Raw genomic sequence first — 22438 nt, forward strand, 5'->3', positions numbered from 1 at the left:
GTCCGGTGCGTGCGATCGCAAGGCGGAGGGTCTCCCCAGTACTGGACGTACTGGGGTGATCCGACAACGCAGCGAGCGTGCGTGCCGGGCGTCGCAGGCCAGGCGGGACTTTCGCAACACGCCCTACGCCCTGTCAGGCCGGCAGGACCCAGCCGACGACGCGCGCCACGGTTACGGAGTCCACGGTGGATGGAACCTTCTCACTGATCCTGCTCCTTCTCTTCCTCTGGAGTCTGTTCTCGCAGCGGCTGGCGCGCGTCGAACTCTCCGCCCCCGTGACCTTCGTACTGCTGGGCCTGCTCCTGAGCGAGGGAATCGGCGTACTGGACCTGGCCCCGTCACCGGGGACGGTGCGAACACTCGCCGAAGTCACCCTGGCCTGGGTGCTCTTCACCGATGCCGCACGGCTGTCCTTCCGGGCCCTGCGGCCGGAACTCGGCCTGTACGGACGGCTTCTGCTGCTCGGGCTGCCGATGTGCATCGGTCTCGGCACCCTGCTGGCCATGGGGCTGCTCCCCGGCGTGTCGGGGTGGGCCGCGCTGTACGTCGCTGCCGCGCTCGCTCCGACAGACGCCGCCCTCGGCGCCACCATGATGGTCGATCCGGTCGTGCCCGCGCGGATTCGCCGGCTCATCAACGTCGAGAGCGGTCTGAACGACGGCATCGCCACCCCGTTCGTCGTACTCGCCCTGGCCGGGGTGGCCGCGGCCGGGAGCGCGTCGGACACACATACGCCCGGTGGCGCCCTCGTGGAACTCGCCATCGGCCTGGTCTACGGCGCGTTGCTCGGACTGATGGCCGGATGGCTGCTGCGCCTCGGCCTGCGCAGGGGCTGGGCCACGGAGGACGTCGCCGGGACGGGTGTCCTGGCGCTGGCCCTCCTCGGCTACACCTCCGCCATCGCGATCGGCGGCAACGGCTTCGTCGCCGCCTTTGTCGCCGGCCTGGCCTTCGGCTCGACGCACGGCGCCCGGCGGCCTGTGCTGTTGTTCGTCGAGCAGACCGCCTCGCTCTTCTCCGTGCTGGTATGGCTCCTCTTCGGCGCCGTACTGGTACCGGCCGCCTTCGATCACCTCACCTGGCAGGCGGCGCTCTACGCGGTACTGAGCCTGACGGTCGTACGCATGATGGCCGTGGCCCTGGCCCTGGCCGGGAGCGGTCTGGACGGGAAAACCGTCCTGTTCGTGGGCTGGTTCGGCCCACGCGGGCTGGCGTCCGTCATCTTCGCTCTGCTGGCGGTCGAGGAACTCGCCCCGCCGGCCTGGCAGTCGATCGTCCCCGTGGTCGCGTGCACCGTGCTCCTCAGCGTCGTCGCGCACGGCGTCTCCTCCGCCCCTCTCGCCCAGCGCTACGGAAAGGCGTCAGCCGTCACCGGTGTGCCCCCGGCAGGCCCGGCCGCGGACGATCTGCCCATTCGGGGGATGGGGGCGGGCGCCGTCCGTGCTCGTCGGCGCGGCGGGCGGGAGGGGCGTCCGTGACCGGGCCACGCGGGATCGGTGACGCGGAACCCGTCGCCGGTGGGGAACCCGTCGTCAGCACCGAGTACGGCCGGGTGCGCGGCCGGATCGAGCGCGGGGTCGCCGTCTTCCGCGGTATCCCGTACGCCGCGGCGCCCGTCGGACCGTACCGCTTCCGCGCACCGGCCGCGCCCGCGCCGTGGGACGGTGTCCGCGATGCATCCGCCTTCGGGCCGACCGCCCCGAAGCTGCCGTACGCCCCGCCACTGGACCGGCTGCTGGCCGATCCTTCCGTGCCGGGGGACGACTGTCTGAACCTCAATGTGTGGACCCCCGATCCGGGCCGCGCCGGGCTGCCCGTCATGGTCTGGATCCACGGCGGCTCGCTGCGGCACGGCTCCTCGGCCGTCCCCACCTACGACGGCGCCGCGTTCGCCCGGGACGGCGTGGTCCTCGTGTCGCTGAACTACCGGCTCGGTGTCGAGGGGTTCGGGATGTTCCCCGACGCGCCCGCCAACCTGGGGCTGCGGGACCAACTCGCGGCGCTCGCGTGGGTACGGCGGAACGTGGCGGCCTTCGGCGGCGATCCCGGACTCGTCACCGTCTTCGGCGAGTCCGCCGGGGCGTTCTCCATCGCCGGGATCCTGGCCTCCCCGCTCTCCGCGGGCCTGCTGCGGCGGGCCGTGCTGCAGAGCGGTGTCCCGTCCGCCGTCACCCCGGCCGTGGCCCGGCGCACCACCCGGCGCATCGCCCGGCGGCTGGGGGTCCCGGCCACGGCGGCGGCCTTCGCCGGAGTGGACCGCGACCGGCTGCTCCGCGCACAGCGCGAGATGACCGCGGGCAGCCCGCTGGGCGGGGGCGCGAGCTTCGATCTCGTGGTCGACGGCGAGGTGCTGCCCCGCGAGCCGGCCGTCGCGCTGGCGGCGGGGCAGGGCGCGGAGATCGGTCTGCTGATGGGAACCACCTCGGAGGAGTACCGGCTGTGGCTCATACCCAGCGGCGCGCTCGACCGGATCGGTCCGGTCACCCTGCGGCTGGCCATGGCCCGGTTCCGGGTACGGAGCCGGACGGCGGCGGTGTACCGGGCCAACCGGCCGGACGCGTCGCCCGGGGAGCTGCTCGGCGCGCTCGCCACCGACCGGCTGCTGCGCGTGCCGCTCACCCGGCTCGCCGACGCGCGCCGGAAGGCCCCGGCCGCCAGCTACTTCTACGAGTTCGCCTGGCCATCGCCGGTCCAGCGGCTCGGCGCGTGCCACGCCCTGGAGATCGGCTTCGTCTTCGACACCCTGCGCGAGCCGGCCACGATCGCGCTCACCGGCACCGGGGCGCCCCAGTCCCTCGCGGACACCATGCACGCCGACTGGGTGCGCTTCGCGACCACGGGGGATCCGGGCTGGCCCGCCTGGGACGCCTCGCGGCCGGTGATGACGTACGGCCCCGGTGCCCCCGAGGTCGTCCACGCCCCACGGGACGACGAACGCCGCGCCTGGGACTGACCGAAGGCGAGGGCGCGGAGGGGCCGGCGCGAGGCGTCAGCGCGGTGCGGTGCGGTGCGGTGCAGTTGGGTCAGCGCAGTTGGGTCAGCGCGCCGGTGTCGAAGGGCACCAGTTCGTCCGCCCGTCCCTCGATCGTCTTGACCGCCCACTCGGGATCGGCCAGCAGCGCGCGCCCCACGGCCACCAGGTCGAACTCGTCCCGCTCCAGCCGGTCCAGCAGCGGTTCGATACCCGCGACCCCCTTGACCTTGCCCTGCTCGACGGCCTCCAGGAACACGCTGTCCAGGCCGACGGAGCCGACGGTGATGGTGGGCCGGCCCGTCAGCTTCTTCGCCCAGCCCGCGAGATTCAGCTCCGAGCCGTCGAACTCCGGCTCCCAGTACCGGCGTGTCGAGGCGTGGAAGACATCGGCGCCCGCCTCGGCCAGCGGGGTGAGCAGGCGTTCCAGCTCTTCGGGGGTTTCGGTCACCTTGGCGGTGTAGTGGTACGCCTTCCACTGGGACAGCCGGAAGATGATCGGGAAGGACGCCGACACGGCCGCGCGCGTGGCCGCGACGATCTCGCTGGCGAAGCGGATCCGGGACGCCTCGTCGCCGCCGTAGGCGTCGCCACGGCGGTTCGTACGGGACCAGAGGAACTGGTCGATGAGATAGCCGTGGGCTCCGTGCAGCTCGATACCGTCGAACCCGAGGCGCTCGGCATCGGCCGCCGCGGCGGCGAAGGCCGCGACGGCCTCGTCGATCTCGGCGAGGCTCATCGCCCGGCCCTCCGGGGCGCCGTCCAGGCCCAGCCCCGAGGGACTGACCGCCTTCGCCACGGAGTCGTCGTCGGTCACCCGGCCGGTGCCCTCCTGCCAGAGCTGGGGAACGATCCGGCCGCCGGCGCGGTGTACGGCATCGACGACCCGGGCCCAGCCGGCGAGCGCGTCCTCCCCGTAGAAGCGCGGGATCCGCTGCTCGCGCCCGGAGTAGGGATGGTCGACATGGGTCCCCTCCGTGATGATCAGACCCACGCCGCCGGCCGCCCGGCGCGCGTAGTACTCCGCGACATCGGCGCCGGGGACACCACCGGGCGAGAAGTTACGTGTCATGGGCGCCATGGCGATCCGGTTCGGCAGGACGAGGTCCCCGATGCTGAAAGGGCGGGAAAGGATCTGTCCCGCCCGGTTCGCCGGCTCGTGGGGGCTCGCCGATGCCGTCGGTACCGTCGATGTCACGGTTGGTCTCCCTCTGATCGCTGGAGAGTTGTCACTCACTCCCCCGCGCTCAACGAGGTGGGTCGGCAGCGTATTCCGTGGCCCGGAAGCTCACCTGGGCGGAGAGCTTCGCCGGTCTTCCCGCTCCGGTCCCGCTGTGCGCGCGGGCGCCTCCGGTCGGTCCCGGACGGCGAGCGGGGACCGCACGATCGGGTGAATGTGGCCCGGCCGCGATTGCCGGGCGCGGAGTCCTCGATACGTGGCGAAGCCGCCCCTCGGCCCAGTGACAGCACGCTTTCGGAGAATTCCGGGGAAGGCCATGACGATTCTCGCGACGCGCCGGAGGGAAGAAGGTCGCACCGGCCCGGTGCGAGCAACGCCATGCTGCTGCCGAGTTCACACGCCACTGTTGACCGGAGGAGCGTTGCAGTGACCACGACGGGCACGGAAGAATCGGCGGAGGCCGACGACAGCTATGAGAATGAGCTGCCGGTACGGCGCAGGGAGCCGGGCAAAGTCATCGTGGGGTGGCTGACCACCACCGATCATAAGACGATCGGCACGCTCTATCTCCTCACGTCGTTCGGGTTCTTCATCATGGGCGGGGTGCTGGCGCTCTTCATGCGCGCCGAACTGGGCCGTCCCGGTATTCAGATCATCTCGTACGAGCAATTCAATCAGGCGTTCACGATTCACGGCACGATCATGCTGCTGATGTTCGCGACACCGCTGTTCGCCGGATTCACGAACTGGATCATGCCGCTGCAGATCGGCGCGCCCGATGTGGCGTTCCCACGGCTCAACATCCTCGCGTACTGGCTCTATCTGTTCGGGTCGCTCATCGTCGTAGCCGGTTTTCTCACTCCGAACGGCGCGGCGGACTTCGGGTGGTTCGCGTACTCACCGCTGACGGACGGGGTCCGCTCGCCCGGGGTCGGCGGCGATCTGTGGATCATGGGTCTGGCCTTCTCCGGCTTCGGTACGATCCTCGGGTCGGTCAACTTCATCACCACGATCGTCTGTATGCGCGCGCCGGGCATGACGATTTTCCGGATGCCGATCTTCACCTGGAACGTGCTGCTGACCGCCGTACTGGTCCTGTTCGCCTTCCCCGTTCTGGCCGCCGCGCTGCTCGTGCTGGAGGCGGACCGTAAATTCGGCGCGCATGTCTTCGAAGCGGCCAATGGCGGGGCGTTCCTGTGGCAGCACCTCTTCTGGTTCTTCGGCCATCCGGAGGTCTACATCATCGCCCTGCCGTTCTTCGGCATTGTCACGGAAATCCTCCCGGTCTTCAGCCGCAAGCCGGTCTTCGGCTATATCGGTCTGGTGGCGGCGACGATCTCGATCGCGGGGCTGTCGATCACGGTCTGGGCGCACCATATGTATGTGACCGGTGGTGTGCTGCTGCCGTTCTTCTCGTTCATGACCTTCCTGATCGCGGTGCCGACCGGGGTGAAGTTCTTCAACTGGATCGGCACGATGTGGAACGGTTCGCTGTCCTTCGAGACGCCGATGCTCTGGTCGATCGGCTTCCTGGTCACGTTCCTCTTCGGCGGTCTGACCGGCATCATCCTGGCGTCGCCACCGATGGACTTCCACGTGTCCGACTCCTACTTCGTGGTGGCGCATTTCCACTATGTGGTGTTCGGCACGGTGGTGTTCGCGATGTTCGCCGGATTCCACTTCTGGTGGCCGAAGTTCACCGGCAAGATGCTGGACGAGCGGCTCGGGAAGATCACGTTCTGGACGCTCTTCGCCGGTTTCCACGGCACCTTCCTCGTCCAGCACTGGCTGGGCGCCGAGGGTATGCCGCGCCGCTACGCGGACTATCTCGCCGCCGACGGTTTCACCGCGCTGAACACCGTCTCCACGATCGCCTCGTTCGTTCTCGGCCTGTCGATGCTGCCGTTCTTCTACAACGTCTGGAAGACCACCAAGTACGGCAAGCCGGTCGGGACCGACGACCCCTGGGGGTACGGGCGTTCGCTGGAATGGGCCACTTCCTGTCCCCCGCCGCGGCACAACTTCATCACGCTGCCGCGTATCCGTTCCGAGTCCCCCGCGTTCGATCTGCACTACCCGTCCATCCGGCTGCTCGACGAGGCGCTGAACAACCCCGGCGCCGCCACCCCTTCGGCAGCGGGTGACCAGCGGAAATAGCCGTCCTGGTGCCTTGCATGAAGAGAGCGGCGCGTAGGGGGAGGGCACATGGGAAAGTAAGGAGAAATGCGTGGAGCCCGACAAGGACAGCGCCCGTGGTCTCTACCAGATCGAGGGCTATCTGCTCTGGAGCGCGGAGGTCGAGGACGTACGCCGGCAAGCGGCCCGCTTCACCGCGCAATTGCCCTGGCTGACCACGGCCCAGCGGGAGGACGTGGAGAGGGTCTACACCGCGGACCGGCTGGCCGCCTCCCGGGCGATGCTCGTACGAATCTCCGATCGCGCGACCGAACTGCGCCGCGAATACACCGCGCGCTACCGGCGACTCAGAACGCGCACGGTGGCAGCGGCCGTTGTGGCCATCGGGGCGGCGAGCGGTGCCTGTAGCGCGGTCACCTATCTGACCCGCTGACAAGAAATCGCCCAGGCGGGCGTATATCGTATGAACCGGACGCAAGGCGGCGCGCCGGACGGATTTCAATTCGGCTTGTTTCTCGCGCGGGATCGAGTGGTCCTGTGAAGCAGCCGTGAATTCATCTTCATACCCGTCCGGCGATACCCCTCCGACCATGCCCTTTCGCTCACGGACGACATCGCGCTAAACGATCACCCAATGACCGAATCGCTCTCTTGACCATCCCTTGACGCACAATCCAGACTCGCAATCGGCACTCATGCATCAGGAGCCACTGACGCATACGCATGCGCCCTTCGCATACGCATGCGGATGGCCCTGCGAGACCGATATCGCACGGGGTGTGTGACGGGGGAACAACGGGGAACGCGTAAGCGAGTTCGGCGCATATGCACATTCTCTTCACCTCCCCTCCTCATCTCTTGGTGCGCGAAGGGAATGGAGGGGGAATGCCGACGCACATGGGCTATCCCGGCGTTTACATCGAAGAGCTTCCCAGCAGCATCCGTACCATCGCCTCGGTCACCACCTCGGTGACCGCGTTCGTGGGGCACACCCGCCGGGGTCCGCTCAATCAACCCGTGCGGATCACCAGCTTCGCGGACTTCGAGCGCCGCTTCGGCGGGCTCACCTCCCAGAGCGCGGTCAGCTACGCCGTCCACCAGTTCTTCGGCAACGGCGGATCCGTCGCGGTGATCGTGCGCGTGGCCAAGGCCGGCACCGGCGAAGAAGCCGGCGTCACACTCGAATCCACCGAGGGGCACAGTCAGTGCCCGGTGCTTGAGGTACGTGCCAAGGAGCCCGGCGTCTGGGGCTCGGGGCTGCGGGTGGCCGTCGACCACGACACACCGACCCCGGACAAGACGTTCAATCTCCGGATCCTCGACGCGCGCGGCGGCGCCCGCGAGACCTTCACCGGTCTGTCGATGAATACCGGCCACGGGCGGTTCGTGGAGACGGTCGTCAACGCCGGTTCCTCTCTCGTCCGGGTCAAGGCCCTGGACGAGGACAGGCCCGACCCCTCCGGTACGGTCTCCAAGCCCTTTTCGGCGGAACTGCCCGATCTGAACGTCGAGTTGAAGGTGAAGATCGGGGATGTGGAGCGCGAGTTCACGCTCCACGATCCCGACCACGACGGCGAGGCGCCGACCACTGTCACGGAACTGGCCCTCCTGCTGGAACGCAAGCTGCGCGCGCTCCCGGACGCCCCGGGGAAGCACACCTTCGCCGGCGCCGAGGTCACCGCGTTCGGCCGGAGGATCCAGGTCGTCGCCGGTTCCCTCGACCCCGACGACGTGGTGCGCTTCGTCGGCGAGTGCGCCAATGACCTGGGCCTTGAGGCGTCGGTCAACCCGCCCGTCTTCCCGCTCAAGGGCGGCAAGGACGGCGACCCGCCCGGACCGCGCGATCTCATCGGCAGCGAGGCGCGCAAGACCGGTGTGCAGGCGCTGCGCGATGTGGACGATGTCAATCTGCTCGCCCTGCCCGAGCTCTCGGCGTACGAGTCCACCGAGGACATGGTCACCGTGCTCTCCGCGGCCGAGCAACTGTGCCGGGAGCGGCGGATCTTCCTGCTCGTGGACTCGCCGTCCACCTGGGGCGGCGTGGACGCCGCGCGGGCCGGGATCGGCGCGTTCGAACCCGTACGCAGCGATCACGCCGCGCTGTACTTCCCGCACCTCCAGCTGACGGACCCGCTCACGGGACGGCTGCGGCCCTTCCCGCCGTCCGGGGCCATCGCCGGGGTCATCGCCCGCACCGACGGCGAGCGCGGCGTCTGGAAGGCACCGGCGGGGACCGAGGCGCGGCTGGCCGGTGTCAGGGCGCTGACCGTCAAGCTCACCGACCGGGAGAACGGACTGCTCAATCCGCTCGGGGTGAACTGTCTGCGCACCTTCCCGGTGGTCGGTCCGCTGGTCTGGGGCGCCCGTACGCTGCAGGGCGCGGACGCGCTCGACAGCGAGTGGAAGTACGTGCCGGTGCGCCGGCTCGCGCTGCATGTCGAGGAGAGTCTCTACCGCGGTCTGCAGTGGGTCGTCTTCGAGCCCAACAGCGAGCAGTTGTGGCAGCAGATCCGGCTGAAGGCCTCCGCCTATCTCAACGATCTCTTCCGGCAGGGCGCCTTCCAGGGCGGCACGCCGCGCGAGGCGTACTTCGTCAAGTGCGACAAGGACACCACCACCGAGGCGGATATCGAGCGCGGAGTGGTCAATGTCGTGATCGGTATCGCGCCGGTCAAGCCCGCGGAGTTCGTGATCGTGAAGATCCAGCAGGTGGCCGGGCAGTTCGACCTGTCGTAACCGAGGAAAAGGAACACGAAGGAAACCGATGGCTGAGTTCCAGATCAACGCCCATCGCTTCGACCCCTACAAGAATTTCAAGTTCCTGGTCCTGTGGGACGGTCGAACGGTCGCGGGCGTCAGCAAGATCAGTCCACTGAAGCGCACCACCGAAGTGGTCAAACACCGCCACGGCGGCGACCCCAGCTCACCGCGGAAGTCGCCGGGCCGCTCCGAGTTCGAGGGGGTCACGCTCGAACGCGGCGTCACCCACGACCCGGAGTTCGACCGCTGGGCCAACAAGGTCTGGCAGGTCGGAGCCGGGCTCGGCTCGGAGGTCTCACTGCGCGACTTCCGCAAGGACATCATCATCCAGGTCCTCAACGAGGCCGGGCAGGTGGCCGTCTCGCACAAGCTCTACCGGGCCTGGGTGAGCGAGTACCAGGTGCTCGGCGAGCTGGACGCCAACGCGAACGCCGTCGCCATCCAGAGCGTCAAGCTCGAATGCGAGGGCTGGGAGCGGGACTACGAGGTGGAGGAGCCGGTCGAGCCGTCGTTCACTCATCCGGCCTGATCCACGACACCTCCGCACGCGGAGCCGCACCACCTCCGCACGCGGAGGGGCAGCACCTCCGTACGCGGAGGGGCACCACCTCTCCGCACGGAGCCGCACCACCGATACCACCCGCACACCGGAGGAGTGAGCGATGACGCCGACGGGGCCGGCCGAGCTGCTCGCCACCTGGGAAGCCGGGCTGGCGCAGCGCGACGCGGGACGGTCTCTGCTGCTGCACCGGGCGGCCCGTCCGGGGGCCGGCACCGACGAGTTGCTGTCGATGCCGGTCGGCGCGCGGGAGGCGGATCTCTTCGCGCTGCGCCGGGCGCTGTTCGGCGAGCGCATGCAGGTCCGCGTCGAGTGCGCGTCGTGCGCGGAGGCGATGGAGTTCGATCTCGACGCGACCTCGCTGGGCGTGCGGGGGCGGACTCCTGACGGGCCGCTGCGCGTCGAGGAAGGCGACTGGGTGGTGGAGTTCCGGCTGCCCACCGTCGCCGACCTCGCGGCGGCCGGCTCCGCACCGGACGCGGCGGAGGCCCGTCGGCTGCTGGTGGCGCGCTGCGCGGTCTCGGCCGTACGGAGCGGGGAGACGGTGCCACCGGAGCGGCTGGCGGCGCTGCTGCCCGCGGAGATACAGCGGCGGCTCGCCGAGAAGGCGGCGGAGGCCGATCCCGCGGCCGATGTGACGCTGAGCGTCAACTGCCCCGAGTGCGGCGGGGCCACCCCCGCCGCACTGGACATCACCTCGTATCTGTGGACCGAACTGGACGCCTGGGCAAGGGACTTGCTGCTCGATGTCCATCTGCTCGCGAGCGCCTACGGGTGGAGTGAGCCGGAGATCCTGGCGCTCAGCCCGCTGCGGCGTCGTTACTACCTGGAGCTGTGTACGGATGCCTGACTACTTCGACCGGCTGCTCGCCCGGTACACGCCCGTGCCCGGGGTGGCCGGTGCCGGGGGCGCCGGGGGCACGGACGGCGTCGGGGGCATGGCGCGGGTCCGGCCACGGCTGCCCGGCCCGTACGAGCGGGTGGAGGCGCTGCGGTCCGGCCCGCGGGAACCCGACGAGCCCGCCGCGCTGATCCCGTACGCTCCCCAACCCGCCCTCACCCCGGCCGAGTTGACGCACCAGGAGCGTGAGGTCCGGACGGACCGGCAGACGGTGGTACGGACCGAGGCGCTACGTCCGGGCGTCGAGCCCGGGCGCCCCGCCGGCTCCGTCGCCACACCGAGTACGGGGCCACTGCTCCCGCCGCTGTCACACCGGACTCCGGTACCGCGTCCGGCGGCGGAGGACAGCCCGCGCGTACCACGGCGGCCCGGGGCGGCCCCGGTATCCGGCGCACCGCGCACCGCGCCCGCCACCGCGCCGCGCGCCGCCGCCCCCGCTCCCCCGGCGGCCCCCACGTCGCTCAGACCGCGCGACGCCGACACCGCCGCCGCCCGGGGCGCCGCGCCGAACGGGGTGGGACGGCGCGCGCCCAAGCAGGCCGAGCGCGTCGTGCACGTACAGATCGGCCGGCTCGAAGTGAGCGCGGCGCCGCCGGGCGGGAATCGCTCCCCCGCCGCCGACCGCACCGATCGCACGGGACGGCGCGCGCCCGCGCTGACCCTGGACGACTATCTGTCGCGCGGCGAGAAGAGGAACTGAGGCCATGAGCAACGCGCTTGCCATCGCGACGGTCACCCAGGCCCTGGCCCTGCTGATCGAGAGCAATCTGGGGCCCGAGATGGATATCGCGGTCAAGGTGGAGACCCGTAAACCGCCTGCCGAGCCACCGACCGAGCCGACCGTCAATGTCTTTCTGTACCAGGTCACTCCGAACGCCTCGATGCGCCACACCGATCTGCCGACGCGCGCGTCGGACGGCACGCTGGTCAAGCGGCCCGCCGCGGCGCTGGATCTGCACTATCTGATCAGCGCGTACGGGGAGGAGACGGAGCTGGTCGGTCAGCGGCTGATCGGGTGCGTGATCCGGACTCTGCACGAATTCCCCGTCCTGCCGGGCGAGTTGATCGAGCTCGCCGCCGAACGTCCGTATCTGGCGGGCAGCGATCTGGCGGCGTCGGCGCAGAGGGTGCGCTTCACACCGACGGTGATGGACATCGACGAGACATCCAAGCTGTGGGGGATGCTCCATCAGACGCCGTACACGCTGTCGGTGGCGTACCAGGCTTCGCTGGTCCTGATCGAGGGCCGCGAGAAGCCGGTCCCGGCGAAGCCGGTGGAGCGGCGGACGGTGCGGGTGTTGCCGTTCGGGGCGCCGGGCGCGCCGGGCGCGCCGGTGCCGCCGACGGCGGAACCGCCGAAGGTGCCGTCAGGCGTCGGCGAGGCCGCCACGGAGCCGGCGACGAAGCCGGATCCGAAGGCCGGCGCGCCCGCGAAGAAGCGGGCGGCGGGCAAGACCGCCGCCGCCAGGCCCGCGGCCAAACGGGCCGCGTCCGCCTCTCGTACGCGTACCCACACGCGTGGAAAGCCCAGCACAGGCGGGGGCGGCACTGACGGGGACGGCACTGGCGAAGACGGCGCGGAGAGCTGAGGCGCGGTGCGGGAAACGGGGGCGGGTGAGGACATGGGTACGGACGAGGGGATGGCCCGGGGCGCGGCGGACGGCGCCGGTACGGACGGCCGCGCGCTGGCCGCGGCCGTACGGTCCGTCCTCGCGCGTGTCGACGCCCACGCGCGGCGCGCCGAAGACCGTACGCGGCCGACGGAGGACGACGCGCCCGAAGACACGGGGGGCGGCGCACGCCTCGGCACGGGCGTCGGCACGGGGGTCGGCACCGGTCCCGGCGCCCTGGACGCGCTCGTCAGCTGCTTCGGGCTCAGCGCGTTCGAGCGCGAGGTGATCCTGCTCGCCGCCGCGGCGGAGCTGGACCCGACCACCGGCGCCCGGTGCGCCGCCGCGAGCGGCGATCCGGACCGGGCGCACCCGACCTTCTCGCTCGCCCTCGCCGCCCTGGTGGAGCCGCACTGGAGCGCGCTGACGCCCGTCGCCCCGCTGCGCCGCTGGCGGCTGGTCGAGCTGGACGACGAGACACGGCTGACCACCTCCCGGCTGCGCCTCGACGAACGCATCCTGCACTTCCTCGTCGGCTCGCCGTATCTGGACGCGCGGCTGCACGGACTGCTGCGCCGTACGAGCGCGCCGAACTCCCTCCCCGCCTCGTACGAACGGGCGGCGGACCGGGTCGCGGCGGGGCTGGGCGACGCCGGTCCCTACGCCCCGCTCCGTGTCGAGCTGGTCGGCGGGGATCCGCGCTCCCGCGCCGATATCGCCGCGGCGGCGGCCCGCCGGTCGGGACTCGGTCTGTACGCACTGGTCGCCGACGATCTGCCCACCGATCCGGCGGAACGCGACCGGCTGGCCCGGCTCTGGCAGCGTGAGGCCATCCTGCTCCCCGCCGCGCTCCTGGTGGAGATCGGTGAGGCGGACCGTGAACAGGCCGCCGCCACGGACGCGTTCGTGGAGAGCGCGGGCGTACCGCTCGTCGTCTCCAGTCTCGACCCCCGGCGGACCGCCCGGCCGCGCGGCGAGCGGGTGACCGTACCGGCGCTCGACGCCGAGGAGCAGTTGGGGGTGTGGGCGACCGCCTTCGCGGACGTACCGGCGGTGTCGGAGCACGATCTGAGGTCGCTGGTCGAGCAGTTCTCGCTACCGCCCCATCTGATCCGGTCCGCCGGCGCGGCCGTCGTACGGGAGCTGTCCGCTGAGGACGAGCCCGACGCGGCCGGGCTCGCCTGGCGTGCCGGGCTCACCGAGGCCCGGATGGGCATGGACGAGCTGGGCCGGCGGATCGAACCGGATGCGGCCTGGAGCGATCTGGTGCTGGCGGAAAGGCAGTTGAGGATTCTGCGCGAGATCGTCGCGCACGTACGGCAGCGGGCCACCGTCTACCAGGAGTGGGGCTTCGAGGCGACGTTGCGCCGGGGCCTCGGTGTCACCGCGCTCTTCGCGGGCGGTTCCGGTACCGGAAAGACCCTCGCGGCCGAGGTGATGGCGCGGGAACTGGGCCTGGATCTGTTCGTCATCGATCTGTCCCAGGTGGTCAGCAAGTACATCGGTGAGACCGAGAAGAATCTGCGCAGGGTGTTCGACGCGGCCGAACGCGGCGGCGCGCTGCTGCTGTTCGACGAGGCGGACGCGCTCTTCGGCAAGCGCAGCGAGGTCAAGGACAGCCATGACCGGTACGCCAACCTGGAGGTCAGCTATCTGCTGATGCGGATGGAGGCGTACCGGGGGCTGGCGATCCTCACCACCAATATGAAGCAGGCGCTGGACACGGCGTTCATGCGCCGGATCCGCTTCGTCGTCGACTTCCCCTTCCCCGGCGAGGCCGAGCGCGCGGAGATCTGGCGGCGGGTGCTGCCCGCGCGGGCGCCGATGAAGGGGATCGATCCGGCGCGACTGGCCCGGCTGACCGTGGCGGGCGGCTCCATCCGCAATATCGCGCTGTCCGGTGCCTTCCTCGCGGCCGAGGAGGGCGACCGCCTCCAGATGCGCCACATGCTGGAGGCCGCGCGCACCGAATACCTGAAGCTGGACCGCTCCTTGACGCCCTCGGAGGTGCACGGATGGGTCTGAACGAGGCACCACGCACGTCCTCGGTACGGGTGGACATCGGCGAACTGGTCCTGGACGGCTTCGACCGCGTCGATCCCGACCGGGTCTCGGCCGCGTTCCAGGCGGAGTTGACCCGACTCGTACGGGACCGGGGCGTGCCCCTGGCCGCGGACGGCGGCCGGGCCCTGGACGCGCTCTCCGGTCTGCCGCCCCTGCCCGCGACCACCTCACCACGCAGGCTGGGCGAGGCGCTGGCGCGCGCGGTGCACGCGGGACTTTCGGGGCGGGGTGAGTCGCGATGAGTACGACACACTCCGAGGAGCGGCACAACGAGTCGGCGAACGACAAGCGGCGCAAGCGGAAGGCGCGGGCCACGTCCCGTACCCCGGAGCCGAAGGACATCGTCAGCGGCGCCGGCCGGCCGCTGGAGCTGAGCGTACGGCGCGAGCTGGAGGAGCAGCTCGGCCACGACTTCAGCCGGGTACGCCTCCACACCGACCGCGACGCGGGCGCGCTCATGGAACTGCTGGGCGCGGACGCGGTGGCGGTCGGCCAGGACATCTTCTTCCGCGAGGGCGCCTACCGCCCCGGCACGGCCGACGGACAGCACCTGCTCGCCCACGAGCTCCTGCACACCGTCCAGAACCCGGACGGCCTGGGCGCCCTGCGCGCGGGCCGCGATCTGGGCGCGGTGAGCCTGCCGCAGCAGGCGATGGAGCGCGAGGCGGAGTCGGCGGCGCGGGAGTCCGTACGGGACGGAGAAGCCGCGCCGGAGGTACGACGGGGCGATTCCACCCCGGGCTGGCTGCGCTACGCGACGGTCGACGCCGATCTGCGGCGCCAGGAGCAGCTGGACCCCGCGACGCTGGTGGACCGGCTGACGAACAGTCTGCTGCGTTCGCTGCGCGGTGACCCGGAGGACCGCTCCAGGCGCGTACGCACGCAACTCGGCCGTTTCTCGCCCGAGTTGCAGGACGCCGTGCTGGACCGGCTGGAGCCGCGGTTGCTCTCCTCGGAGCGGGAGCGGCTGATCGATCTGGTCGAGGAGAGCGAGGAGAGCGACTCGCTCGGAGTGGACGCCCTGAGTGCCCCCGCGGCCGTACCGGACGCCGTCGAGCTGCTGGAAGGGGAACCCGAACGCTCGGGCGAGGCCGAGCGTCGACCGGGCCCGGAGCAGGGGGAGACGACCGACCCGGGACAACAGAAGCAGCGGGGACCCGCGTCGAACGGCGATGACCGTACGGCCGGGCCCGGGGCACAGCAGCCGGCCGGAACGTCCGGCGGCACCTCGCGGGGGACCCAGGCGTCGGAGCAGGGCGGTGGCGGCCGGAGCAGCGCCAACGGCGACAGGAGCAGCGCGGACAAGAAGACCGATACGGGGTCTCGGCAGCAAGGCCGGAAGGACTCCGGAGAGGGCGCGGATGCCCCTGAGGTCAGCGGTGCGCCCACGGCCGGCGAGGAGGAGTCCGCCGCCAAGAACCGACCCGGCGCCGTGGATCCCCTGGTCGCAGGGGGGCAGCCGCGCGGGGCGGACAGGCGTCGCCAGGACGATCAGAAGTCGGCGGGGGTGGAACCCGGCGCTCTGCTGAGGACCGCGGACCTGGGCAGCCGCAGCACGCTCGAAGGGATCCGGTCCCAGGACGGGGAGCTGGAGGACGAGCCGCCGGGTCCGGAGTCCGGTACGGACAGCGTGCCGGAAGAGCTCGATCCGGAGAAGGCGTTCGACGAGGACAGCGCGTGGAACACCGAGCTCGGACCCGAGGACTTCCTCCCCGCGTCCGACCTCGACGTGTCCGGTGTGCCCACCGCCGACAAGATCACCCCGGGCCGGGGCACCAACCCTTCGATGCCGAGCTTTCCCGAGCCTCCCGGGACCAAGGCCGAAGAGGTGCAGGCGCGACGGGACGAGGAAGACGCGGCGGAGTCCGACGCGGGGGACGACGAGCTCGCCCGGCCGATGGGCGCCGACGGTGACGCGCATGATTCCCCGGCGGCCCGCGCCGAGGCGGAGGGCCGGCGACTCGATGCCCTCCAGGTCGAGAAGCCGGTCGAGCAGGAGGTGGGTCCACCGCCCTCGTCCGACGCTTCGGCCGGTGACCGTAGCGGGCCTGCCGAACCGATGCCCGAGGTCAGGGACCGGGAATCCGCGGCACAGGAAGCGGAGCGATCCGAACCGGACCAGGGCAACCAGGACCAGGATCGGGAGCAGGATCAGGACCAGGGCCAGTCGTCGGAGAGAAGCGGCGCGCAGGCGTCAGCGGGCGGGACGGCGGAGTCCGCCACGGCCTCCAGTACGGGCTCCAGTACGGCCTCCGATACGGGCTCCAGTACGACTTCCGGCTCATCCACCGCGTCCGCTCCTGGCGCGACCGGGTCCGGGACAGGCCGGGCGTCGTCCAGTGGTACGGGTGTGACGTCCCCGGCGCCGACGGCGGACGCCTCCGGGGGCACGTCCGGGGGGTCCCGCCGGAGCGGCGACGCCAGTTCGGGCGAGCAGAACTCCGGGACGGGCACCTCGACCGAGGTCTCCCCGGCCCGGGACACCCATGTCTCGGGCGCGGGGGGCTCCGCCGAAACCACGGGTGGCGGCGCGCCGGAGTCCGGGACGGAGGCACGTCGGTCAGACGCTCACGCCGCCGCTCCGATTACCGACGAGCCCGCCGCCGCTCCGGCAGCGGAGCCGACTCAAGGGGCAGCGCCCGCCTCCTCGCGGCCGTCGGGCTCCGCATCCTCACGGACCGTCAAGGGCGGCGGTGGCACGCGTAGCGCCTCGGGCGGTGGCGGAGGCGGCGGGCGCTCACGCGGTGCCGCACCGGCCAGGCCCAAGCGCGCACCGGCCGCGCCGAACTTGTCGCAGGTGTCACCGGAGGCCGGACTCAGCACCGCGGCGAACCTCAAGCCGCACGTCGCCCTTGAGGCGCTGGGCGGTGTGAACAGCGCGGTCGACAGGACCGTTGGTGAGGAGCATCAGGCGCTCCAGGCCGCACCGCCGACGACGGAACGGCCGTCAGGGGCCCCACAGACATTGAGTGGCGCGCCGAACGCCTCCGCGCCTGGCGAGTACTCCAGTGACCCGGCAGCCCAGGTCGACGCCCCTGAGCAGGAGGAGGCGGAGGTCGCGGGAGACCAGACCCCGGAGGGCGAGATCCCGGGGATGGAGATCGAGGAGCCGAGCAAGGTCGAACTGGGCCTGGCGGCCGGGGGGCAGGCTGTCGCCGGGATCGTGAACGGAGTCAGCAACCTCGTCGGTGGTGGGGACATCATCGACACCGACGCCCTCATGGGCTGGATCCTCGATCTGCCGACCGAGGACGAGATGCTCGCCCAGGCATCGGTGGGCATGGCCCCCGGCGTCGGCCTCGAAGGGGAGACCGGTGGCCGCGTCGACGAACAGAGCGGTGAAGTCGACTCCAAGGGGCAGGAACTCCTGTCGTCCGGGCGGGACGACGCCGGCCGCCCTCTGGGCGAGGACCAGATCTATCCCGATGTACCGCAGGAGACGCTGACCGCTCAGGTGCCGGGTGCCCAGGGGCAGAGCGGCGGCACGGGCCAGGGCGGTGGCGCGGCGGCAGGGGGGCGGATCCCGCCGGAGGCGGTCTCGGAAGTCGCGGAGCACGAACGCGGGCCGCAACTCCAGAGCGCGTTCAGCGACGGCCGGCGAACGATGTCGGACAAGCGGCAGGCCAAGGACGACGAGTTCAGGCAGTCCCAGGAGCGGCACCGGCAGGACGTCCGGAGCGAGATCGAGACCAATACGAGGACCCAGGCCGCGGAGCGCGAGCGGACCACGACCGAGGTCGAAGAGTCCCGGACGCGGTGGAGGACGCGGCAGGACGAGGAACTCGACTCCCTCGGGACGAAGAAGAGCGACAAGATCGACAAGATCCGCGAGGAGGCCAGCGACAAGGAGACGAAGACCGACGAAGCGGTCGAGACCCGCCGCACGGCGGACGAGGAGAAGATCGGCAAGAAGAGGACCACCGCCGAAGAGAACGCCAGGAGCGAACGCGACACCGCGAAGAGCGACTCCGGCAACTGGATCTCCCGGGCGTTCGACTACATCCGCGACAAGCTCAATGAGCTCAAGGACGCCATCATCGACGTCTTCCGGGCGGCCCGTGCGGCGATCACCAGCCTGATCACGGACTTCAAGGGCACGGTCCTGGGCTGGATCGAGACCGCCCGTGAAGAGATCATCGGCCTCTTCGAGGAGTTCACCGAGGCTCTGATCCAGTTGGGCAGGGACCTGCTCGACGGGCTCCTGGAGATCGCCAACCAGATTCGCGATCTCATCATCGAGATCCGCGACGCGGCGATCGCGCTGGTCAATCAGATCGCCGACGATCTTCGGCAACTGGTCGACGATCTCCTCGACCAGCTCGGTGAGATGCTGAGCGGCCTCCTCGACGCGCTGCGTGAGGGTCTGCGGATGGCGGTCGACGCCGTCATGAGCGGGCTCAGGGCCATCATGGACTTCGCGCTCGGCCTGCTCAACGCCCTGGGCGAGTGGGCGATGATCGCCGCCGACATCATCACCGACCCGGGCGCCTGGCTCAGCGGCGTGGCGGCCTCGGCGGAGGACGGTGCCAGGAACTACCTGTTCCAGGAGATCACCTCCGCCGTCAAGAACTGGTTCAACGAGAAGATCCAAGAGGTGCTCGGCCTCCCCCGGGAGATCTTCGACGCCCTGCTCAACGGTGGTGTGAGCAAGGAGCAGATGGCCCAGGAGGCCTGGGAAGAGGCCCAGCCCCAACTGCCTTTCATCATTGGTGAGATCGTCATCACCAAGGTCATCGCCAAGCTCATCCCCGGCGCGGGCTGGGTGCTGGCGATCATCGACGCGCTGAAGGCGGCGTGGGGCGCGCTGAACGAAATCCTGCAGGCCTTCGGCGCGTTCATGGACTACCTGAAGGCGGTCAAGGGCGGCAACGCCGGCCTGCTGTTCGCCAAGGCCGTGGCCTCGGGTGTGGTGGCGCTCCTGGAACTGGCCTACCAGGCGCTGCTCAGCGGGGTCGCCAGGTATGTGAAGAAGGTCGGCGACCGGCTGAAGGGGGTGGCGGAGGGCTTCAGAAGGGACCGCCCCGCCCCGGGCACCCCTGGCAGGCCCCAGACCCCGCCCCGCCCGCAGGACCCGACCCGCCCGAACAACCCGAACAGGCCACAGGCGACGGAGCGGCCGAGGCCGGACGATCAGCGGCGCAGGAACCAGGAGACGCGGGCCGCCCAGCAGCAGGCGCGCCGCACCACCGACGAACAGCGGCGCCCACCCCGCCCCTCCCGAGGCGCCACTCCCCGCCCCACGGCGCGCCCGCGGCCGAACCGTACGAACGACCGCACGAACGACCGCGACCGCCGGAACGAACCCGACCGCACCGACCAGAACACCCCCCAGGACCGCACCCGCCCCCGTCGCGAACCCAACACCGCACGGCCAACGCAGCGCCGCCGCCCCACGTCTCCGGCGGCCAGGGCCATGAACCGCGCCAGGCAGACGGTAAGGGCAGCCCTCAACCGCACCCGCAGAGCCAAAGACGCCCTGGGCCGCCGCGACACGGACAACAGGCGCCGCCGCGACCTGGACAACAACGCCCGCCGCATGCGCGACGCCTACGCCCGCCGCCGCGACCTGCTGCGCCGGCAGCAGAGGACGCGCGAGGAACAACGCCGCCAACACCGCGACCAGCGCCGGCGAAAGGAGAACTCGCCGGAGTCGAAGGACGACAGGCTCCGCAGGATCGTGGCGCGGATCCGGCCCACGCTGGCGCGCCTGTTGAGCATGGGGGTACGCGGCCCGGTCCTCCGCGCGGTTCTCGCCGCGATGAGGGCATGGCACCGGCTCACCCAGCTAACGCTGAACGGAACGGACCGCTTTACCGTCCAAGCGCTTCTGAATCCCTCGGAGCGCGTCATCGTGGGCGACACCGTCGACATCGGCGGCGTGCGGGTCGAAACAAATCGAATGCTCCGAGCAATACGAAGGATCGGCATCGAGATATTCGAGGCCGGCGGCCTCGAAGTCAATGCCGGTGGCGGGGTCGAGAACTTCCAGGAAGATCTTCCGCTGCGTGGCGGCGACTTGCGGCCGTCGATCTCCGGCGGGCCCGGAAGCAGGGGCGGAACCACCCAGCATCTCCTGCGCATGCGCAACAACCTCAACCCTCGAAGGGGAGACACGATCCGCGAGGTGGCACATACTGGCGAGGAATTGGACGCCCAGAGGAACAAGGGGAGCGGCTGGAATCCCGGAAGGGCCAACCGGGTGGTCCAGGTACAGTTCCCGGGCGACCCTCAGCCGGTGAGCCTCGGCTACTCAGAACTCCCGGACAAGCTCAAGGCCATGCGCAGAACTCACGGAAATACCGCAGTGAACCAGGTGATCGCCAACGTCCTGCGTTTCGCCCGTGGGCGCAAGCCCGTCGGATCCCACCTGGAACTTTCGTGGCAGCTGTACGTCTGGTTGATCCAACAGGAATCCCATCGGAACATCGGTACTCTGGCAACGCACGCGATGGTGCTGGACATGATGAACCGGAACAAGGTGACGGCTGCGCAGGCGGCGCAGGCGAGGTGGCATGCGGAGGCCATCGATCCGCAGCCGATAGGCCGGGCGTTGCCTGCCGTGGCCAACCCCGCCTATGAGGGGTACTGGTCCATGCAACCGAAGGGTTCGGAGAGCAGGGCACGAAACCTTCCCCTCTACCTCGACGACACCCTGCCCGTGCGCGACGATCAGCCCAAGAGGTGGGAAAACCTGCCCGAAATCAATCGTCTTGCAGCGCGTGAGATCAAATCGATCCAGCTTTGGGTGAACTCCCTCTCCGATTTCAAAGTCTCCAGCAACAGTGAAGCGAAAACAAAGGAAGAGCAGCTGATCCTGGAGATCCGGCGTAGGGTGCTGGCGATCTACGGAATAACAGCCACCGGGGACGAGGATTTCCTTGATTCCCTGATGGACGAACTTAACCTGCACGAACAGAGCAAGTACGGAGGTCGGGGCTGACATGTCATACATGTCTCCGCGGTTCATCATCCGCAGCCGGACACCGGAGCAGCACATGGAGGAGTACGCCCACAAGCACGGCTGGCCCACGGTTGTCGACGTCGGCGAGGACCTGCCGTCAGGCCAGATCCGGACGATCGAGTGGAGCATTACCGGGGGGGCGCACCTCAAGTTCTTCGAGGATGACGCAACTCGCTGCCCCTACTTCTTCATCGAAGCGGACCATCCGAATCTCTGCCTCTCGATGACGAAGCACGCCCTCGACGAGCTTCCCGTCTACTCGCGCGAGGATCTCCTGAGCGCTTTCGACGCCGCAGCTGACCGAACCGAGGAACGGCGCCGGGCTCTTCTCATGGTGGCCCTCGGGGCACCGCACGAGTTCGACCGCGAGGTCTACCGACGGATCACAGAGGCCATGCGCGACGAGGACGCCGCCGTCCGCTCGGCGGCGATCTACGCCATGTCCTATTCCCCGGCGATCGAATACCTTTCGGCCTTGCGTGAATTGGCCGTGAGCGATGCTGACGAACAGGTCCGAAGAGAGGCACAGGAGATGCTCGACGTCTTCGCACAGGTGGGGATCACCAGTTCATGACCCGCTACGCGGATATACCCAAGCCCATCCGGTCCGGGATCGTCATCGTCGATCCCGAGCGCGGCACGCCCCAGCGCATCATCGTGTTGCAGTTCAATCCCGACACCCTCGAACGCTCCGTCGCGCCCCAGGCCGCCGGCGGTAGTGGTGACTCCGGCGGAGGGGGGAGTGGAACCGGGGATCGGAATGAGGCGCTACGCCTGAAGGGGCCCGCGCAGGAGACGTGGAAGTTCACCGCCGAGATCGACGCGACCGATCAGCTGGACGTGGCGGCTCCCGACGGGATTCATCCGCAGCTCGCCGTGTTGGAGATGCTGGTGCAGCCCACCACCGCGCAGCTTCGGGCCGCGTCGCAGTTGGCCAAGAACGGGACCATCGAGATCAGTCCCATCGAGATGCCGCTCACCCTCTTCACCTGGGGCAGCAAGCGCGTCATGCCCGTGCGGCTCACCGAGTTGTCGATCAATGAGTCCGCCTTCGACGTCAATCTCAACCCCATCAGGGCCGCCCTCAGCATCGGGCTGAAGGTGCTGACCGTCAGTGATCTGCCCGCCGGGCATCGCGGGGCCGAGCTGTATCTCGCGCATCTCGCGCAGAAGGAGCGGCTCGCCGCGGCCGCTGTCGGTGGGCAGCTCGGGGGGCTCGGGCTGGGGGGTGGCCTCGGTGGCGGGGGTGGCGCCGGTGTCGGGGCCGGATTCGGGACAGGAAGGTAGTCCGCAGTG

General features: G+C 70.1%; 15 protein-coding genes. 14 read left to right on the plus strand and 1 reads right to left on the minus strand.

Features of this window, described 5'->3' with window-relative positions:
* Positions 1 to 185 precede the first annotated feature (185 nt).
* Together AB0M67_RS31815 and AB0M67_RS31820 are read left to right on the plus strand one after the other, a co-directional pair.
* The gene (locus AB0M67_RS31815) at positions 186 to 1478 is read left to right on the plus strand and encodes a cation:proton antiporter (RefSeq protein WP_365751014.1); all 1293 of its coding nucleotides are present in this window, start codon (positions 186 to 188) and stop codon (positions 1476 to 1478) included.
* Positions 1479 to 1492: 14 nt separating this feature from the next.
* The gene (locus AB0M67_RS31820) at positions 1493 to 2953 is read left to right on the plus strand and encodes a carboxylesterase family protein (RefSeq protein ID WP_365751097.1); all 1461 of its coding nucleotides are present in this window, start codon (positions 1493 to 1495) and stop codon (positions 2951 to 2953) included.
* Positions 2954 to 3023: 70 nt separating this feature from the next.
* Here the strand turns inward: AB0M67_RS31820 and AB0M67_RS31825 are convergent, their stop codons facing one another.
* On the minus strand, positions 3024 to 4106 hold the full coding sequence (locus tag AB0M67_RS31825; RefSeq protein WP_365751098.1) for an NADH:flavin oxidoreductase: 1083 nt from the start codon (positions 4104 to 4106) through the stop codon (positions 3024 to 3026).
* 471 nt (positions 4107 to 4577) lie between these two features.
* Between AB0M67_RS31825 and ctaD the strand changes: the two genes are divergently transcribed.
* The 12 genes from ctaD to AB0M67_RS31885 all read left to right on the plus strand — a co-directional run bounded on the left by ctaD (position 4578) and on the right by AB0M67_RS31885 (position 22429).
* Positions 4578 to 6308: a cytochrome c oxidase subunit I gene (ctaD, locus tag AB0M67_RS31830; RefSeq protein ID WP_365751015.1), complete on the plus strand. Its 1731-nt coding sequence runs from the start codon at positions 4578 to 4580 to the stop codon at positions 6306 to 6308.
* Positions 6309 to 6378: 70 nt separating this feature from the next.
* The gene (locus AB0M67_RS31835) at positions 6379 to 6720 is read left to right on the plus strand and encodes a hypothetical protein (protein WP_365751016.1); all 342 of its coding nucleotides are present in this window, start codon (positions 6379 to 6381) and stop codon (positions 6718 to 6720) included.
* A 452-nt stretch (positions 6721 to 7172) separates the two neighbouring features.
* Positions 7173 to 9023, plus strand: a complete 1851-nt coding sequence (locus tag AB0M67_RS31840) for a phage tail sheath C-terminal domain-containing protein (RefSeq protein WP_365751017.1) — start codon at positions 7173 to 7175, stop codon at positions 9021 to 9023.
* 28 nt (positions 9024 to 9051) lie between these two features.
* Positions 9052 to 9576 carry a phage tail protein gene (locus AB0M67_RS31845; protein ID WP_249950016.1) on the plus strand — a complete coding sequence of 175 codons (525 nt, stop codon included), beginning with the start codon at positions 9052 to 9054 and terminating at the stop codon, positions 9574 to 9576.
* A gap of 133 nt (positions 9577 to 9709) precedes the next feature.
* Positions 9710 to 10456, plus strand: coding sequence for a hypothetical protein (locus AB0M67_RS31850; RefSeq protein ID WP_365751018.1), 747 nt, complete (start codon positions 9710 to 9712; stop codon positions 10454 to 10456).
* Positions 10449 to 11207, plus strand: a complete 759-nt coding sequence (locus tag AB0M67_RS31855; protein WP_365751019.1) for a hypothetical protein — start codon at positions 10449 to 10451, stop codon at positions 11205 to 11207. Before AB0M67_RS31850 ends, AB0M67_RS31855 begins: the two co-directional genes overlap by 8 nt.
* Positions 11208 to 11211: 4 nt before the next feature.
* Positions 11212 to 12096 (plus strand): DUF4255 domain-containing protein, encoded by an 885-nt coding sequence (locus tag AB0M67_RS31860; protein WP_365751020.1) that lies wholly within the window; start codon positions 11212 to 11214, stop codon positions 12094 to 12096.
* A 33-nt stretch (positions 12097 to 12129) separates the two neighbouring features.
* Positions 12130 to 14142, plus strand: coding sequence for an ATP-binding protein (locus AB0M67_RS31865; protein WP_365751021.1), 2013 nt, complete (start codon positions 12130 to 12132; stop codon positions 14140 to 14142).
* The gene (locus AB0M67_RS31870) at positions 14133 to 14423 is read left to right on the plus strand and encodes a hypothetical protein (RefSeq protein WP_365751022.1); all 291 of its coding nucleotides are present in this window, start codon (positions 14133 to 14135) and stop codon (positions 14421 to 14423) included. The genes AB0M67_RS31865 and AB0M67_RS31870 overlap by 10 nt, the downstream gene beginning before the upstream one ends.
* Positions 14420 to 21121: a DUF4157 domain-containing protein gene (locus tag AB0M67_RS31875; RefSeq protein WP_365751023.1), complete on the plus strand. Its 6702-nt coding sequence runs from the start codon at positions 14420 to 14422 to the stop codon at positions 21119 to 21121. The genes AB0M67_RS31870 and AB0M67_RS31875 overlap by 4 nt, the downstream gene beginning before the upstream one ends.
* A gap of 55 nt (positions 21122 to 21176) precedes the next feature.
* On the plus strand, positions 21177 to 21716 hold the full coding sequence (locus AB0M67_RS31880) for a HEAT repeat domain-containing protein (RefSeq protein WP_365751024.1): 540 nt from the start codon (positions 21177 to 21179) through the stop codon (positions 21714 to 21716).
* On the plus strand, positions 21713 to 22429 hold the full coding sequence (locus AB0M67_RS31885; protein ID WP_365751025.1) for a hypothetical protein: 717 nt from the start codon (positions 21713 to 21715) through the stop codon (positions 22427 to 22429). The genes AB0M67_RS31880 and AB0M67_RS31885 overlap by 4 nt, the downstream gene beginning before the upstream one ends.
* Positions 22430 to 22438 lie beyond the last annotated feature (9 nt).

This window comes from Streptomyces sp. NPDC051662, from assembly GCF_040681655.1.
Taxonomy (GTDB): domain Bacteria; phylum Actinomycetota; class Actinomycetes; order Streptomycetales; family Streptomycetaceae; genus Streptomyces.